This window comes from Streptomyces sp. NPDC025833 (assembly GCF_055558055.1).
Genome location: NZ_JBVHNF010000016.1, coordinates 73,568 through 89,834 on the forward strand (window position 1 = coordinate 73,568; position 16,267 = coordinate 89,834).

General features: G+C 68.6%; 11 protein-coding genes and 4 pseudogenes. 8 read left to right on the forward strand and 7 right to left on the reverse strand.

Annotated elements, in window-relative coordinates:
* The first annotated feature begins 39 nt into the window (after nt 1–39).
* The 8 genes and pseudogenes from ACZ4K2_RS27315 to ACZ4K2_RS27350 all read left to right on the forward strand — a co-directional run bounded on the left by ACZ4K2_RS27315 (nt 40) and on the right by ACZ4K2_RS27350 (nt 4,358).
* Nucleotides 40–324 (forward strand): hypothetical protein, encoded by a 285-nt coding sequence (locus ACZ4K2_RS27315; protein ID WP_467468074.1) that lies wholly within the window; start codon nt 40–42, stop codon nt 322–324.
* The gene (locus tag ACZ4K2_RS27320; protein WP_467468072.1) at nt 309–1,001 is read left to right on the forward strand and encodes an ATP-binding protein; all 693 of its coding nucleotides are present in this window, start codon (nt 309–311) and stop codon (nt 999–1,001) included. The genes ACZ4K2_RS27315 and ACZ4K2_RS27320 overlap by 16 nt, the downstream gene beginning before the upstream one ends.
* 390 nt (nt 1,002–1,391) lie before the next feature.
* Nucleotides 1,392–1,579 (forward strand): annotated as a pseudogene (locus tag ACZ4K2_RS27325) (mobile element transfer protein); the annotation flags it as partial.
* Nucleotides 1,580–1,592: 13 nt separating this feature from the next.
* Nucleotides 1,593–1,787 (forward strand): hypothetical protein, encoded by a 195-nt coding sequence (locus tag ACZ4K2_RS27330; RefSeq protein WP_467468070.1) that lies wholly within the window; start codon nt 1,593–1,595, stop codon nt 1,785–1,787.
* A 14-nt stretch (nt 1,788–1,801) separates the two neighbouring features.
* Nucleotides 1,802–2,058, forward strand: a pseudogene (locus ACZ4K2_RS27335) (SpdD protein).
* Between the two features lie 135 nt (nt 2,059–2,193).
* Nucleotides 2,194–3,036, forward strand: a pseudogene (locus ACZ4K2_RS27340) (replication initiator); the annotation flags it as partial.
* A 39-nt stretch (nt 3,037–3,075) separates the two neighbouring features.
* Nucleotides 3,076–3,189, forward strand: a pseudogene (locus ACZ4K2_RS27345) (excisionase); the annotation flags it as partial.
* Nucleotides 3,189–4,358 (forward strand): site-specific integrase, encoded by a 1,170-nt coding sequence (locus ACZ4K2_RS27350; protein WP_467468068.1) that lies wholly within the window; start codon nt 3,189–3,191, stop codon nt 4,356–4,358. The pseudogene ACZ4K2_RS27345 and the gene ACZ4K2_RS27350, both read left to right, overlap by 1 nt.
* Nucleotides 4,359–4,706: 348 nt before the next feature.
* Here ACZ4K2_RS27350 and ACZ4K2_RS27355 read toward each other — a convergent pair whose 3' ends face one another.
* The 7 genes from ACZ4K2_RS27355 to ACZ4K2_RS27385 form a co-directional block, all read right to left on the reverse strand.
* Complete coding sequence (locus ACZ4K2_RS27355) at nt 4,707–5,387, reverse strand: hypothetical protein (protein WP_053637939.1); 681 nt, start codon at nt 5,385–5,387, stop codon at nt 4,707–4,709.
* Nucleotides 5,384–5,944 carry a hypothetical protein gene (locus ACZ4K2_RS27360; protein ID WP_143665466.1) on the reverse strand — a complete coding sequence of 187 codons (561 nt, stop codon included), beginning with the start codon at nt 5,942–5,944 and terminating at the stop codon, nt 5,384–5,386. Before ACZ4K2_RS27360 ends, ACZ4K2_RS27355 begins: the two co-directional genes overlap by 4 nt.
* Nucleotides 5,945–6,026: 82 nt before the next feature.
* The gene (locus ACZ4K2_RS27365) at nt 6,027–7,325 is read right to left on the reverse strand and encodes a DNA-binding protein (RefSeq protein WP_360819360.1); all 1,299 of its coding nucleotides are present in this window, start codon (nt 7,323–7,325) and stop codon (nt 6,027–6,029) included.
* Nucleotides 7,326–7,632: 307 nt separating this feature from the next.
* A complete protein-coding gene (locus tag ACZ4K2_RS27370) occupies nt 7,633–8,904 on the reverse strand; it encodes a TIGR02679 family protein (protein WP_467468065.1) in 1,272 nt (423 codons plus the stop codon).
* Complete coding sequence (locus ACZ4K2_RS27375; RefSeq protein WP_467468063.1) at nt 8,901–13,139, reverse strand: TIGR02680 family protein; 4,239 nt, start codon at nt 13,137–13,139, stop codon at nt 8,901–8,903. The genes ACZ4K2_RS27370 and ACZ4K2_RS27375 overlap by 4 nt, the downstream gene beginning before the upstream one ends.
* Nucleotides 13,136–14,461, reverse strand: a complete 1,326-nt coding sequence (locus ACZ4K2_RS27380; RefSeq protein WP_360819369.1) for a TIGR02678 family protein — start codon at nt 14,459–14,461, stop codon at nt 13,136–13,138. The genes ACZ4K2_RS27375 and ACZ4K2_RS27380 overlap by 4 nt, the downstream gene beginning before the upstream one ends.
* Complete coding sequence (locus tag ACZ4K2_RS27385; protein WP_467468060.1) at nt 14,458–16,113, reverse strand: TIGR02677 family protein; 1,656 nt, start codon at nt 16,111–16,113, stop codon at nt 14,458–14,460. Before ACZ4K2_RS27385 ends, ACZ4K2_RS27380 begins: the two co-directional genes overlap by 4 nt.
* Nucleotides 16,114–16,267 lie beyond the last annotated feature (154 nt).

The following is a 16,267-nucleotide window of genomic DNA, read 5'->3' on the forward strand; positions in this document are numbered from 1 at the left end:
AGTTCCTAGACAGCTCCCACCACACCGGAGGTCTTCGTCATGTTCAAGACCTGCCGAGTGTCAACAACGCTCGTGATCAATACAGCTAGACGGCTGGAATCGGAGATCAAGAATACCTTCTCGGTGATTTCGGAGGTCATTGACAGCCAACTCCCCACGCCGAACGGGTTGCGCAATCTCGTTCGCCCCGGAAGTGCTAACCCAATCCGCACCCCCTTCTATGCGATCTTCATGGCCTTCTTTGATCTGGTCGTGAAGCAACAGAAGTCCCCCGAGGATTACGCGGCGATCGTGGGGCGCTGCAGGGTGTGGGGTCGATACTAGAGGGCGGAAAGCATTACACCTCCTCCGAAGAGCGCGTATCTAATATCGATACCATCACGGGGCTGATCCAGCGCTACTTCGTGAACAAAGTTCCTCCCGTTTTCGGGCATGGCGCAGGTTTGGCCCTCGACTTTGAGAATTCACTCCGCAGGTCAAAAATCGAAACCGCGCGATACGAATTCAAGCAAGGGCTACTTCGACTTGATGACTCTCGCGAATGGGACGGGGAGATTATTGGGCGCCTTGCGGAGACGATTTGTGCAATCGCAAACGTCAAACCCGGAGTTGATGGATATCTCTTCCTTGGCGTAGCGGACAAGGGGGCGCACGCGGCTCGTATTCGCCTGATGGACTCGATTATTCCCGTCGTGGTTGGTCCGCATCACGTCGTAGGCGTCGAACGGGAAGCCCGCGCTAAGGGTATTACTCTAGATAGCTACGTTCAGCGGTTCGTTGAAAAAATCTCCCGTGCGGGTCTCAGTGAGCCTCTTGCTACGCAAGTGCTGTCCAGCATTGACACCATCGACTACAAAGGCCTCTCCGTTATTCGTGTAGTGGTGCCGGGACAGCGCGAGCTGTCATTCCGAAACGGTACCGTCTTCGTCCGTCGCGGTTCCTCTACCGAGTGCGTACAAGATTCGCAGGAGATCGTGGCTTTGTCGAAACAGTTCCACTGACGTTCTTTTCACTGGTACACCGCTTGGGCGCGGTGTCGGTAGCACTACCCTGTCCTGAACTCAGGGGTTCTAGGGATCGAGTCTCCGATTGGGACTGGATAGTCCGGGCAGCTTCATTCGGAGCTGCCCGGGCTTCCTGCTAGTGAGTGCTTTTGACCAGTGTCCTGCCAAGGCCGGGATCGAGCCTCAGCCAGGTCCTTGAGGCGACACGCGCGTCAGCCGCGACGAGACCGGTACCGACGCGGAGCGACCGCACCGGCCTCCGCCACATTGCGGCAGCAACTGCTGGGGTGGCCTCTTGCGCATGGCTGGCCGACTGCCGGGCCTGATCTTGCGCTGGCTCGTCGAGCACGTCACCGACTTCACCAGCGCCAACAGGGAGGCCCGCTGATGGCCGCCAAACGCCGCTTCCGCAACGTGATCCGCATCGGCCCCGTTCAGGTCGGCACGTACTACGACGGCCGGGGCCGCGAGAAGCACACGCCGCCTGTACGGCGCCGCGCTGCGGCTTCTCGACCGACTACGACAGCCGTGCCGCCGCCGAACTGGCCGCCCGTACCCACCGCTGCGCCGTCCGCTTGGGAGACCCCTGTGACTGTCTCGCTCCCGCTCGTCTTCGTCCTGGGCGTCATCGCGTGGGCCGCGATCAAGTTCCTCGGTGTCCGCCTCTGGGTCGCCGTCGTGATCGCCCTGTTCGGCTTCTACCTCTCGCACACCTTCCTCGCCCCCGCCATCGAGTCCGGCACCCGCTCCGGGGTGGACGTCGTCAACGGCACCCGCAAGTGACAAGGAGGTTCCCTGTGCTGCACCCCAAGCTCCCCGACGTCCCGACCCTGTCGACCACGATCTCCACGTCTCAGCAGATCCAGGCTCCGGCTGCCTCCGCCGGCCGTCCGGTCGCCCCATGCGTGGGTATCGGCGCCGGAGCCGTGGCCCCGTGGTCGTCGTCGACATCGTGCTCACCGCGCTCCTGGCCGCGGTCGCCATCACGGCCGTCTCCGTGGCCATCGCCGCCGTGGTCCTGCACTCCCTCGTCAGCACCGCGCACAAGCGCTGACCGGCCACCGGGGCGACAACAAGCCGCCAAGCATCCCGTCGCCCCGGGGCCGTCCCTCCCGACCACCGAAACAGCCGACCGAAAGGAAATCCCATCATCACCCGGCAGACTCCGCCGCCCCTGGCGGAACTCTCCATGCTGGCCTCACTGGGCACCATGCCCGAGCTGGCCCGCCAACTCTCCGGCCTGGGCGGCTGCACCAACCCCGTCCGCCTCGACGGCCACCGCACCGAGTACCAGGTTGACACCACGACGGGCGTGATCGGCAGCCTTCTGCACCACCTCGATTCCAGTGCCCGGCCCGCCGGCCAGTTCCTCGTCCGCTGCAACAACCGCCGCGCCACCCGCTGCGCGGCCTGCGCGGAGACCTACCGCCGCGACACCTTCCACCTGATCACCGCCGGTCTCCGGGGCGGCAAGGGCACGCCGAAACATGTCGGCACACATCCGCGTGTCTTCGCCACCTTCACCGCCCCTGGCTTCGGCCCGGTCCACAACCGCCCCTCCGGCGGACTCGACTGTCGCTGCGGCATCCGGCACGAGGAAGCGGATCCCGCCCTTGGCTCGCCCCTCGACCCGGACACCTATGACTACGAAGCGGCCGTGCTCTGGAACACGCACGCCGGAGCCCTGAGGCGAGGCTTCTCGATCTACCTCCGCCGCGAGGTCGCCAAGCGCGCCGGCCTCACCCAAAGCGACTTCCGCGAGCACGCCTGGATCTCGTTCGCCAAAGTCGCCGAGTACCAGAAGCGCGGCGCCGTCCACTTCCACGCCGTCATCCGCCTCGACGGTCCCGAAGGCGGTGACACGCCTCCACCGGCCTGGGCCACCACCGATCTGCTGACGGACGCCATCGGTGCGGCTGCCGCTGCCGCACGCGTCGACGGCCCGGAGATCGACGGCCGGGCGCACGCGTTCGTCTTCGGCCGCCAGCTCGACGTCCGCCCGATCCGCTCCGCCGACTTCAACGACGGCCAATAGCTGACCGAATGGGCCGTCGCGGCATACATCGCCAAGTACGACCTCATCCGCACCCGGCGTCTGCCCTCCGTGTCCATCGGGCGGTGTAGGCGCATCCCCGCATCCGCCCTCGGCGACTTCATCGCCCGTCAGATGGAGCGTGCTGCCTGATGACCAAGCGCCGTAGCCGCGGTGACGGCGGCCCGCACTGGGATGAGAAGCGACAGCGGTGGATCGCCACGGCGAACCTCGGCTTCGATCCGAGCGGCAAGCGGATCGTGAAGCGGGGGAGCGGCAAGACCAAGACGGAGGCGAAGAACAAGCTCAAGGAGGTGCTGCGGGACCACGAAGACGGCCTTGCCATCGCACCCACCAACTACACGGTCAAGGACGCCGTGACGGACTGGCTGGCGTACGGCTTGGCCGGTCTCGACCCCAGCACCGTGGAAACCGTGACGCTCCTGAGCGAGAAGCACGTGATCCCCTCGCTCGGCGCCCGCACGCTGCGCGAGCTGAGTGCGGAGGACGTAGATCGCTGGCTGGCCACCAAGGCGAAGACGCTCAGCACGCGCACGCTCCAGGGCATCCACTCCTGCCTCAACCGCGCGGTCAAGCGGGCCATGGCGCGGGACAAGGTGAAGCGCAACGTCGTCGAGCTGTGCTCGGTGCCTCAGGGCCAGGCGGGGCGTCCGTCCAAGGCGCTTACCTTCGCCCAGGCCGCGGCCGTGCTCAAGGGCGCCGAGGGGACTTCGATGTACGCGTACATCGTCGTCGCCCTGCTGACCGGGGCCCGCACCGAGGAGCTGCGGGCTCTCACCTGGGATCACGTCTTCCTGAAGGGTCGGCCGGACCTCGACCCGCCGCAGCCTCCGCACATCGCCGTTTGGCGGTCGGTCCGGAGGAGTGGGGACACCAAGACGCGGAAGTCTCGGCGCACGCTCGCTCTGCCGGCGCGCTGCGTGGATGCCCTCTGGCAGCAGTTCGAGGACCAGGGGTGGGACCGGCTTGCCGCTGATGAGGAGTGGGAGGAACACGGGCTCGTCTTCTCCTCGGCCGTGGGCAAGCCGCTCGATGCCGCCAACGTCCGCCGTGCCTTCCGCCAGGCGCTCAAGGGCATCGACGGGATCAACGCCGACGAGTGGACGCCGCGGGAGCTGCGGCACAGCTTCGTGTCTCTGCTCTCCGACCGGGGTGTCCCCCTGGAGGAGATCTCGCGGCTCGTCGGGCACTCGGGGACGGCCGTGACCGAGGAGGTCTACCGGAAGCAGATCCGGCCCGTGATCCAGACCGGTGCCGTGGTCATGGACGGCATCTTCGGCACGCAGGAGCGGCAGCCGTAGGCACGCGGCACGCGGAAAGCGGTAGTCACGCAGATAGACACGCACGCAGAAACAGATCAGGCAGGTACTGAATTCAGTACCTGCCTGATCTGCTGTTTCGGCTGTCGGGGTGGCGGGATTTGAACCCACGACCTCTTCGTCCCGAATGAGGTTCGATTGGTGAGCCTGCCAGCTGCGATCACGTTTTCGCAGGTCGAAGGGGTGGACTCGGTTGGTTTCGCGGGGCCTGGAAGGGGTTCGGGGAGCGGGTTGGCTCCCAGGTGGCTCCCAGCCACAGTAGCTGAGGCTGCCTGTCCCGCCGTATTGGCTCACGCCGGATCCAGGGTGCGCGACGCTTGTCCGGAGGGCTCAGATCACCGTCGAGGGAGCGTGCTTGCTCAGGTAGCTCTTGAAGGTCTTCCTGATCTCCGCCTGGAGATAGCCTGCCTGGGGTGAGTGGGGCACCACGTCGGGCTCGAAGCCTCTCTTTCGGGCATCGAGGTACCGCACGATGCTCGACGATCTGGTGTTGGCGACGAAGAGTTCGTTCTGGGTGCGGATGTCGGCACGCAGTCCCTCGAAGTTCCTCGCAAGACCGATGCCGAGGTTGGAGACGTAGTACTTGCACTCGACGATGAGGACGCTCTGACTGCCTCGTGGTGCGATGCCTTGCGCCCGGCTCAGGGCGGCCTCCTCGGCTGGTAGCACCAGCACGTCGCATTCGTGCAGGACGCCCGACGAGCCGGTCACGTAGACGCCGAGGTGGACTTCAAGGGCGGGAGCCCCGTCGAACTCGATCACGGCGTGGGTGAAGGGCTGGCTGTTGCTGTACAGGTGACCAGGCCCCGTACGGAAGACGAGGTTGCTGGCCTTCGACCCGTAGACGTCTTCGTAAGTGACAACGGCGCCATGCCGACTCGCGGTCGCGACGATCAGGGAGAAGATGAAGCCCTCGTAGACGTCGGACGGCTTCGAAGCGGAGTCGTACGACACCGTCCCCGCAGCCAGAAGGCTCCTGATCTCGTTGACCAGGTGATCGACCGTGCTCAACTGGCTACCTCCCTCGTCACTTCGGCCAGTAGCTGACTGACGCGTGTACGTTGCTCAGTCGGGACCCGATCTCCCCGGAACTCAGTTCGGCTGCGGCGCGATCGAGTGCTTTCGTCCGGCTCGAATACGACACCCTCAACCATGCTCCGGCTGCCGGCGTCGCCCTCGGGCTCGGACCGGAGCGTCTTCAGCACCTCCAGTTCCATTTCAGGCAGGTCGACGAGTACGCGCTTTACCGCATCGAGGAGGAGCTGCACACGTTCTTCGTCTGTCATGGCTCGCGTGGCGATGACCAGTGTCCCTCCCTTGCGGGAGGACTCGTACTCTCCGAGGCCAAGCATGCTGCGGTCCACGACCTCGTATCGAGCCGCTGCCGCCGCCGGACTCGTGGCAGGGGAGTCATCGCCGCGGCGCTGCTGGCGTCGGCGGAGGATCTTCTCCTCAGGTACTCCTGCGGCGATTGCCGCGTCGACATCGTCGAGCACCCAACTCAGGGTGGTGTCTTGCAGCGCTTCGCGGAGCTGCTGTTCCAAACGGCGCAGTTCGAACGGGTTCATGTCCCCCTCGCATCAGTAGCCTTCGTCTGATGTAGCCGATCGCTGCACGGTCTTCCCCGAGCTTTGTTAGAAGGAACCGCAGTCAGCCGTCGAGCAGACTCCGAAGCACCTCAACCGAAAGGCGGGCTTCCGGGACGGCAGCTCCACCGTCGAATCGGACACCCTCGCCCACCAGGACATCCGCGGGTGCGTCCGTGCGGGACGGATCGGTCCACTGGAATCCTGCGCTGACGCGACCGGACGCAGTGAGGACCCGCCACGCGTTGGGGCACTGGTCGCATGTGGCCAGGTGGGTGCCGACGGGAACGGCGTGGCTGCCGATGACGGATGCCACGTCACCGTAGGTCGTCCATCGCCCGGACGGGATGGCCCCCAGCAGGGTGTGGAGAATCGTCCAGTCCTTGCGGGCGCCACTGAGCTGCTTGGCCAGGTCCGCGAGGCTTGACCCTGCCAGCGCCGCCCATTCATCGGGATCGACCGTACTCGGGACGTCGTTGGTGTCGACGTCCCACCAGGTCGTCCCCTGTATCCCGTCAGGTGTCCGGCCGGTCACGCTTTTGAAGATGTGGTTGGCGAGTCCGGTCGGCGTGTACGGCATGCCGTCGGCACCCCAGGTCAGGGGTTTGGCGGTGTTGTTGTTCCAGACGGCCGTTGCGCGTTCCTCATCTTCGCCCACCCAGGCAACGATGGCCTCACGGATGGATTGGGGAGCGCCGTGCCTCGGCGTCAACCGCAGTCTTGTCCCGTCTGGCAACAGGCCAGCGGCGACGAGAACGTGAGCGGCGTTGCGGGCCCGGGAGCGCTCTTCCAGTTTTTTGGCGGCGGCCTTGGCCTCGACCCGGGCAGGAGCGAGGGTGAACTCCTCCACTTCCGGTGTCGGATAGACCTTGGTGAAGCCGACGACGAGGTGGCCTTCCACCTTCCACAGACCCACCTGGACGAGGTCGAAGTCGAGGTTCATCTCCGACAGCCACACCACGGTGTGAGTCACTTGCTTGGGGAAGTCAGCAGCGATGATCACCTGCCGGGGGCGCTGGAGCAGTTCTGGACTCCAGTCTCCGTCCACATGGTCGAGGAGACGCTGCCTGCACGCGTCGAATTCGACTGCCTGGCCCCTGCCGGTCAGGAAGTCGCGGTGTGCCTGTGCCAAGGTGTCGAGGTCGAACCGGGACACGAGGGCGGCGTAGGTGATCGCCTGGAGATGTACATCCCGGTCGGCCGTTCCCCGCTTGAGCTCGACCACCACGAGGCGGCCGGTGGCGTCCAGCCCGAGGACGTCCAGTCGGTCCCGTGCCGGCACACCGTCAGTGTCGGCCCACCGGTCGAACTCGGCGGTGATCACGAGTACCGAATCGCCCAAGACCTGAGGGTTGTCGATCACCCACTCCTGTAGGTGTTGCCGTTCGAGGAGCCCCTCTGCGGCTAGCCCTGTTGGTGAGATTGGTGTTGCCGACCGGCCCGCAACGGCGAAGAGATGATCCATAAGCTCCCTCTCATGCGCCCAGCAATGTCAGATCGGGCGCCCAGAGCCTATGCGCAGGTGAGCCACTTGGGCAGTCGGTTTCTTGGCATTGGACGAGGTCCCGGTTGTTCTCATGCGGCCCGGATACTTCTCGAAGGCCGGCTCCCAAGCGGCTCCACGGACAGGGGCGGTGACTTGAGTAACTGCCGCGCATCCCGAAGCCTTCCTACGTCCGACCGGAGAGGTCGTCCACCAGAAGGTCGAGGGTGACCTCCTCATGGAGTGCGACCCCGAGAGCGGTCATCGCAGGGGCGAGACCCGGGTCCCAGGCCGCGCTGACGGGCTGGCCGTCGAGCGGCAGCTGCGGGATTCCCTCGGCTTGGCTGCGAGCGGCCAGATGCTCGTAGTCCTCGGCGCCCATGCGCCATGGCTGGGCTTCGTAACGGAGGATGATCCGGTTCGCGAGAGCGATGCCCGGCCAGTCGAAGTCGCCGTGGTACGCGAAACGGCAGCCGGTGGCGGCGAGGGCGTCAAGGAGTGTGAGGACCACCGTGGCGGCGCTGCCGGAGGTACACACCACGGGCCGGACGCAACCAGCGTCCGCAGCAGCCTCCACCACGCGCGGATTCTCACAGATGTGGATCACTATCTCGGCAGGCCGTTGTAGCTGCAGGTCGTGCAGATCGCGCGGCGTGAGGTGGGCTTCGGCGTGATGGTCGGCGCGCTGCCGCAGGGCCTGCTCCCGCCAGCCCCCACCGACGGGCCGCAGCCCGTACGTCAGCACGGTGCTGGAGACCTCGTCCGGTGTGACGGAAACCAGACGCCACAGTGCGCGTCGGCCGACCGCGTCGCCGGGGAACTCGGTGCCGTGGGCGAGGGCGATGCCGCGTTGGACGAGGCGTGCGAGCCAGGTGCCGTCGTCCAGGCCGTGTGCGGACCCGGTCGCCAGGGCGGCGAGTTCTCCTCGGCCTCGGGTGCCACCCCGTTCCGGGCCGAGCAGTACGGTGAGGACCTGCACTGCCTGCTGGAGCGTGCGTACCGCCGTTTCGGGTGTCACTCCTCTCGGTACGCCGGTGCGGCGCAGCAGGTCGTACCACTGCCCGGTCCAGTCCTGTCCGGCGAGCGGAGAAGCGTCCAGCGCCGAGGCGAGCGACGACCAGACGTGCTCGCGCCGTGCCGCGATACCCGCGCGGACGGCACGGCGGTCGGTGAGCGGAGGGCCCAGTTCCTCCAGCACCTCTCTGAGACCGAGTCCGGCCGCCGAAGCGCGCAGCCGCGTGTCGAGGGCGTCGAGGCGCACAGTTACGGCAGCACCTGTGACGGGTTTGCCCAGTAGGAGCGACAGGTCGTTGCGTTCCTGGGTGCTCACCGAGGTCAGCCGGAGGGAGCCGGTGGCCTGCACGCCGTTGCTTTCAAGGCGCTTGCGTACCGCTTCCCAGAGCCTGGTGAGCCCGGGACCGGCCAGCCAGTCCCGTGTCGCCGTGGGCAGTTTGCTCATACGGACACCAGACGCCGGTGTCGGCCGTTCCAGGTGTAGTGCAGGGTGGCCACCCCGCGCACATGGGGATCGCGGAGGCACTCGTAGATGTGCAGGGATGGCACCTCCGGCCAGTTGCCCATGAGCCGTTCGCTGGTGAGGACGAAGTCGAGATCGAGATCGACGAGGATGCGTCCCAGCCTCCCGTGGGTGGGTTCGTCGACCTTGGCGAAGGCGTCGTCCAGGAGGATCAGCCGCGGGGCGTGAGGTGCCGACTCGGCGAGGCTGGTGAAGTGGGCGGCGGCTGCGGCGAAGAGCACGAGGTAGGAGAGCACTCGCTGCTCGCCCTGGCTGAGCCCGGTGCGGCCGGTCAGTTTCCGCCGCCGTCCCGGAGCGGCGTCCTCGACCACGAAGGTGTGGAAGCGGAACCAGTCGCGGTAGTCGAGAGCGGTCCGCAGGTGGGCGGCGTAACCGGCTGAGGGATCGGCCCGCCGGGCGTCCTCGATCCGGCGTTGCAGCACCTCGCGGAGCTGCTCGGTCTGCTCACGCGTGCGCAGGCTCGACGGACTGCGCAGCAAGTCCACGGCCGCCCGCACGTCCGCGTCGACGTCCTCGTCCAGCTTCCACAGCAGTTCCACGCCGAGACCGTGTGAGGTGCGTACGGTGCGCAGGGTGTCGTTGAGTGCCGCGACCAGGTTCGCCGCGGTGATGACCTGGGCCGAGAGATGGTCGCCGAGCTCGCCGGTCAGGAACCGCTGGAACACCTCGCGTTCGCGTTCGGTGAGCCGTCCCCGGGCCTCTGCCGCCTGGACGGCAATCCGCTCGCCCACGGCCGCTACGTCGTGGGAGCCGTGGTCGTCGATCAGGCGGCATACCTTGATTCCGTCGCGTTCGTCCAGTTGCGCGTCGTAACCGCCGGCCAGCTGGTCGCGCAGCTCGGTGTGCCGGTTGAGCAGGGTGCTGTCCGACACCTCGCCTTTCGGGCGGCCGAGGGCCTGCTGTACCGCGTCGGCCAGCGCCTTTAGCGCGCGCAGACGGCTGCGGACGTCCGAGCCGGGATCGTCCACCACGTCCTCGGGCAGCGCGGACCGGTCCACCCCGGCGCCGCGCACCACCTCCGGCCGGCCGAGCGCGCCGCGAAGGGCGCCGCCGGTTGCGATGACCGCCGTCTCCTGGGCGGTCAGGCCCTCGCGCAGGCGTTTCTCCTCCTCTTCCGCGCGCACGCGCCGGTCGTGCAGATCGTTCCGGATACGTTGTGCTGCCGGGACGGCCTCGGCGGCGTGCGCGATGCGCTGTCTGGCTTCCTGCTCGCGGGTGAGGATCTCTTCTTCGGTCGCCCCGATGGCCTCCTCGCGGGTGCGCAGGTCCTGTTGCGCGGTACGCAGCCCGGTGAGGTGGATCCGGTAGTTCTCCTCCGCGTCCAGGCGGTCTTTCCGGGCGCGCTCGTACCGTTCGGCATCGGTGTGATGGGCGCCGAGCCGCTCGCCCGTGCTGCCGATCGCCCGTCGAAGATGCCCGATGCCGGTGAGAAGGGCGGCCAGCGCGGTGCGTACGCGTTCCAGCTCGGCGGGGTCGCTGCGCAGGTCATAAGCGGTGGCGGTGGCGTCCGCCTCGGTGCGTGCGGCTACGGCGAGGGCGCGGGCCTCCTCGGCCAGCCGCGCCGCGCTGGTGGCCTTGGCGGTCAGGTCACGCAGCGTCCTCTCGTCCGACTCGGCTCTGCTCCAGGCGTCGGCGAGACCGCGTGCCCGGGGGAAGTCCTGTTCCGCGAACCTGATAGCCCGGCGCCGGGCGTCGGCCTCGGTGAGTTCGTGACGGGCGTCGGTCAGCCGCTGCTCCGTCTGCGTGAGCTGCTTCTCCAGCTCGGCCAGGATGCGCCGCCGGGTCTCGGCGCGTACGGCGGCTCCCACGTACTCGGCGTCGCTCTTGTGGTGCCGGCCGCTGAGGATGCCCAGACGCCAGGTTCCGTCATAGTGCACCGCGTCATGTGCGGTCGTTTCCCCGGCCGGTGCGAGCGCGATGGCGGTCAGCAGGTGCTCCACCTGCTCGGACGTGACCCCGCACCCCGGTTGTGGTGCCGGGCTCAGGGCCGAGGCGAGGGTCGGCCCGTCCGGCGCCGCGGAACCGGGACGCAGCAGAGTGTCACGGGTGCCGGAATCGACAAGGGCGCCGTCCGCGCCGACCCACGCGTCCAGGATTCCGCTGGCTTCCAGCGCTGCTTCCAGACCGGCCCGGTACGCGGGGCTCAACCCATCCACGAAGTCCACCAGCCGGTAGAAGGGCGCCCCGGTGCCTGGTGTCCTTTCGGTAACGCGGTGGTAGGGGACCGGCGGCTCGGGATCAGTACGTCGCTCCCAGTCTCGCTTCTGACTCGCCAGACGACCGAGTTCCTCGTCGAGCCGGCCGACGGTGAGGGCGAGGGCGTCGCGGCGTCCGGTGAGTTCCTCGCCGTACGACTCGAGTGCGGCATGGGCGGCCTGCCACGCCTGGCCGTCGATGTCGGGCGGGAGCGTCCGGTCCGCGAACGGGGCATCGGCGGAGCTCTCGCAGGTGACCACTGCGTGGACGGGGTCCAGCGGCGGGCAGCCGGATCCGAGGGCGGCCCGCGTGTGGGTGACCCACTCGGCGACCCGGCGGGCATAGGCACCGCTCTCCTCGGCGACCTTCTCGCGGCCGGCGTCGAGACGGCCGGCGGCCTCTTCCGCCTCGCTCTCCAGCCGTTCCCGCTCGGTGTCGGCCTGCTCCGCCCGGCTTCGGGCCTTCTCGGCCTGCGCTGTGAGGCGCGTCACCTCCTGGACCATCCGGGTCCGGTTCTTCACGACCGTCTCGGCGTCCTCCAGCTGCGCCTGCCAGGACCGCAGTCCGTCCTGCACCGCGGCCGTGTCCACATGGACGACCGACCGGTGCTGCACGATGTGCCTCTCCCCGTCCGGAGCGGTCAGCTCCGTCTCGCCGGCCTGGGAGCGAACCGTGCGGGGCAGGGCGACTGCCTCGCCGAGATGGCCGGTGGGAAGCCCGGCCTTCTCCGCCTGCGTCAGTAGTTCCCGGTGTTCAGTGCCCAGTTCGGTGAGCCGGCTGCCGAGGTGGTCGACACCGTCGGCCAGGCGCTCGGCTGCGCCTTCCTCTGCGCCGTGTGCGTTGCTGAGGGCGGTGAAGGCGGCCACGGCGGCGGTGTGGAGCGCCTCGACCGTGGTGCGGCGTTCCGACAGTTCGCGCAGGCTGCGGTAGGCGTGGCTGGCGTGCAGGGCGGCGAGGTCGGTCCGGGCGGCTTCTTCCTCGTCGCGCAGGGTCTCCAGCCGGGCTTCCTCCTCCTCCTCCTGCGTCCTCAGCTCGCTGGTCCGTTGTGCGGCGTCTCCGGCCGCCCGGCGTCGCTGCGCGAGGACCTCCAGCTCCCCACTCACCGCCTGCGCGCAGGTGCGCAGGACTCCGGACAGGTATCCGCGGTAACTGGTTAGGAAGGTACGCAGCGCCGTATCGGTACGCTCCAGGCGGCCGAGTTCGTCGCGTACGGCGTCGAGGTCGTGGAGGTTGCGCGCGACCTTCTCGACCACGTCCTCGTCGAGTCCCGGCAGGGTCTCGCTCAGCAGGGAGGCGAGTCCTCCGTGCTCGATGCGGTCCCCGACAGTGGGCCGCCGCAGCCGGTGGAGGAGCTGGGTGAGGTTGCGGTAGCGGGTCGCGTCGGTGATGCCGAACAGTTCCCGAGCCACCCGCGAGCGGTGGACGACCGCGCGGTCGGTGACGTTGTCGGAGCCGACGATCTCCTTGAGCCGGTCGACCGGCAGGGGCCTTCCGCTCTCGACCAGGTGCAGGTCCTCACCGACGCGCAGCGGCGTGACGAAGAACGTCGGCAGCGCCTTCTGCGTCGACTTCGAGGCGCGGATGGCGGCGCCGAGGGTGAGGTGGCGATGGTCGCCGCCGTCGGTCGTGCCCCGGAACTCCACCCACAGGTAGCCGAGACGGTTGGTCCGCTCGAACCCTTCCAGCATCAGCCAGGCGAGAGTGGTCCGGCCGGTGCCCGTCGCGTCCAGCGCCCGTGAGTCGCCGTCCAGCAGATACGGGAGCAGCATTTCCAGGGCCTTGGACTTGCCCGCGCCGTTCTTGCCGCGCAGGAGCAGCCGTCCGTCGCCGAAGGCGAACTCCTGCTCGTCGTACTGCCACACGTTCTGGATGCCCGCCCGGTGCAGCCGGAAGCGGGTGCCGGCGGTCGTCGTGGGGCCGGAACGCGGCAGCGGGACGAGGCCACGCGCATCGGTGGTCACAACGGCAACTCCTCTTGAACATCCGTGCCCTTGCCGGCTGCGGTGGCCGGGCGCACGGTCACGTGGGTGGCGTAGCGCGCCGCCGCGGCCAGCAGTACCCAGCCGTCACCGCCGGGACGCACCCCGCGGACATCGGTCACGGTGCGCCCCTCCGGTGCCTCATCGGCGTACCCCTCCGGCAGGCCATAGCCCTCGGCACGCAGCCGACCGGTCCGGGCCATCAGCCGCATGCGGGCCAGCAGGTCCAGTACGGCCTCCCGCAGGGCGCGGATGTCTTCCAGGTAGTCACGCTGCCAGTTGCTGCGCTGTCCGTACTCGGCGACCAGTTCGGCCAGCAACTCGTCCACCAGGCCGTCCGGAACAGCCACGCCGATGACGAGCGTCCCTCCGGTCGCCGGGTGCCCGGGCTCCTGCGGCCGAAGGCGCTCCACGAGCCGTTCCACCAGCAGGAGCGCGGCCTGCGCGACCGTCCCGGTGCCGGGCAGGTGCAGGTCCGTCAGCTCGTCCTCTGGATCCACCAGCGCCACTCCCTCGGCGCGGATCTCCATCTCCAGGCCCAGAAGTTCGGAGAACGCCTGCGCTTCGCGGCGCTGCCGGGTGCGCAACCAGTCGCGTTCGGCGTCGGTCAGCTCGTCCAGGTAGACGACGGGTGTCTCGACGAGCATCCGGCGCACATAGGTGCGAGGACCGCCGAACCCCGGGTCCGCTGCCCGCCGGACCAGGTCGGCGCCATCACGGGCCTGGGCGAGCGGGCCGGCGACGACGACTCGGGCCAGCTCGCGGTCCACTGTGATCAGAGCCTCTCCGCCCGCATCCTGTGCGAGAGCGGCCACATGGCCCTCGGTCTCGATGAGGACACCCCACCTGACCAGCAGGCGCAGAGCTGCTACCAAGGTCCGTTTCCCGGCAGCCCTGCCTGTCTCATCCAGCTCGATCTCCGCGTCGGCCGCGGCGGCCCTGATGTCGGCCACCAGCTGTGACAGCAGCAGTTGTTCGGGCGCGGTCACCAGCACGGACAGGGCCAGCGCGAGGCAGGCGTAGGTGTGCGGGGTGAAGGGGGTGCCGGTGGAGCGTTCCAGCCGGTGTCCCGCGCCTGCTCCCAGGGCCGCCTTGAAGAGCCGGGCGTAGGAGCTGTCGACCAGCAGGCGGTAGCCGAGCACCTGCTGGAACCGTTTGCCCAGCCAGTCGGCGTGCCTGCGGATCAGCGGGAAGAGGTCGGCGTGCGGGCCGTCCGAGGTGACCAGCGGATGTGCGAGCAGCAGCCGGGCGGCGCTGCGGCGCTCGGCGGCCAGGGCCACGTCGTGTGTCGAAGGGAGGCTCATGACACGCTCACCTCCGCATCGCCGTCGGCCGTGTCGGAGGAGGTGCGGCCGACGTCCAGCTCAAGGTCGTCCAGCAGCAGGTCGCCGTCGACCGAGTGCAAGACGCACCGGGCGCCCGCCGTGCGTCGCACGGTGAGCCGGACGCCCAGCTCGGCGTCCTCGCTGTGGGCCTGGTCGAGGTCGAATTCCGTCGCGCCCGCCCCGTCCGTGCCGGCGCGACGCCTCGGCTGCGCGTTCCCGAGTGCGGTGGCCAGCAGCTCCAGGAGCAGACCGAGCGCAGCCGAGGTGAGGCGCACCTCGGCGAACCGGCCCGAGGCGCTGCGCAGTTCGTCCGCCGCCGCTGCCCTGGCGGCCGCCCGCTCACGGGCTTCATCCCGCAGCCGCCGCTTCTGCGCAGAGTGGTCCTCCACCGCGGACGTCCGGCCCCGCTGGGCGCGGCTGCCCCTTTCCCGCAGGGCCACCGGCACCTCGACCACCGGCCCGGTCCACCAGCTCGTGTAGGCAGGCACCACCTCGTCGGTGGCCGGGGGTATGCCCAGATGACGCGCGCCGTACAGCCCGAAGGCGGCGACGGCGATGTCGTGCGCGTCCTGCGGCGCCGCTTCCTCGAACCACCGGGCCAGCCGCAGCAGGTCCTTGCGCCGGGACATCTCCCCGGTGGCCGACCGCAGCATCCGCTTGGCGTTGGCGAGCAGCGACTGCAACGCGCGCAGCGTGGCATCCCGCAGTTGATCGACCTGGCTGCCCTGCCCGTCGGTGTCGTTGAACCAGCCGCGCAGGCCCTCCCAGTCCGTGAGCTCGCGCCCACGGCTGCGCTGCACTCGCGTCTCCAGTCGGCCGTCGCCCTGCGGGGACAGCCCGGTGAGGCCCTGTGCATGGGCGTCCAGCCGGGCGAGCAGACCCGGGACGTACGGCCACAGCGTGTCCAGTGCTGCCGAGATCCGGGGCGCGCGGAACGCCACGTCTTCAGTGATCGCCTCGACGTAGTCGAGGAGCAGCTCCTTGAAGCCCTGGTACTCGGCGCTGTCCAGGTCGTACCGGGCCAGAACCTGGCCGAGGTAGGCGTAGAAGTCCCGGATGGAATCCGCGAACTCGGTGAACTGCACGAACAGCGTGCTGACCCGCTCCAGCCCGTCCTGCGGTTCGATGCCGCCGGGCGCGGTCACGAGCTCGGCCAGCTCGTTGAGCCCGCGCTCGACCAGGGCGAGCAGCTCGTTGCTCACCTCGCGGGCGGCGTCCGCCTCGGCCAGGACACCGTCGGCGTCCCGCTGGATGCGTTCGCCCAACTTCGACAACTGGTAGCGAGCACGGGACCGCTGGTACTCGCTGATACTGGACGCCTTGACCGTGTGGCTGCTGCGCAGCAGGTTGCCCCACTTCACCAGCTGTTCGAGCCGGACGGTAAGGGTGTCGGCGTCGAGCCCGGCGGCAGGGCCGCCGGCCTGGCCCAGCTTCGCTAGGACATCCGGTGCGGCCAGGTCCGCCAGCAGGGTCCCGCAGAAGACCCGCATGATCGCCAGGTACTCCAGCCGATCGGGTGCGCTGAGGTAGGAGTAGGCGTCCAGCCGGCGGCGTGCCTCAGTCTGGGCGTTCTGCGCGGCCTGATCCCGCGGTACGGCGTCCCGCGCGGCCCTGGATGCGGGTGGCTCCATGCCTGCGAGGTTACGCGGCGCATCCGGCTGCTACCGGCGGGTGGCTGAAAATGCCCCAGCTCCCCCCGGCCAGGGCCCTGCTCCCCCCTGCCCGGCCAAGGGCTCTGCCCCCGTCCACAAACCGCTTTCGGCCGCTCTCTCTCGCGATAGGCTC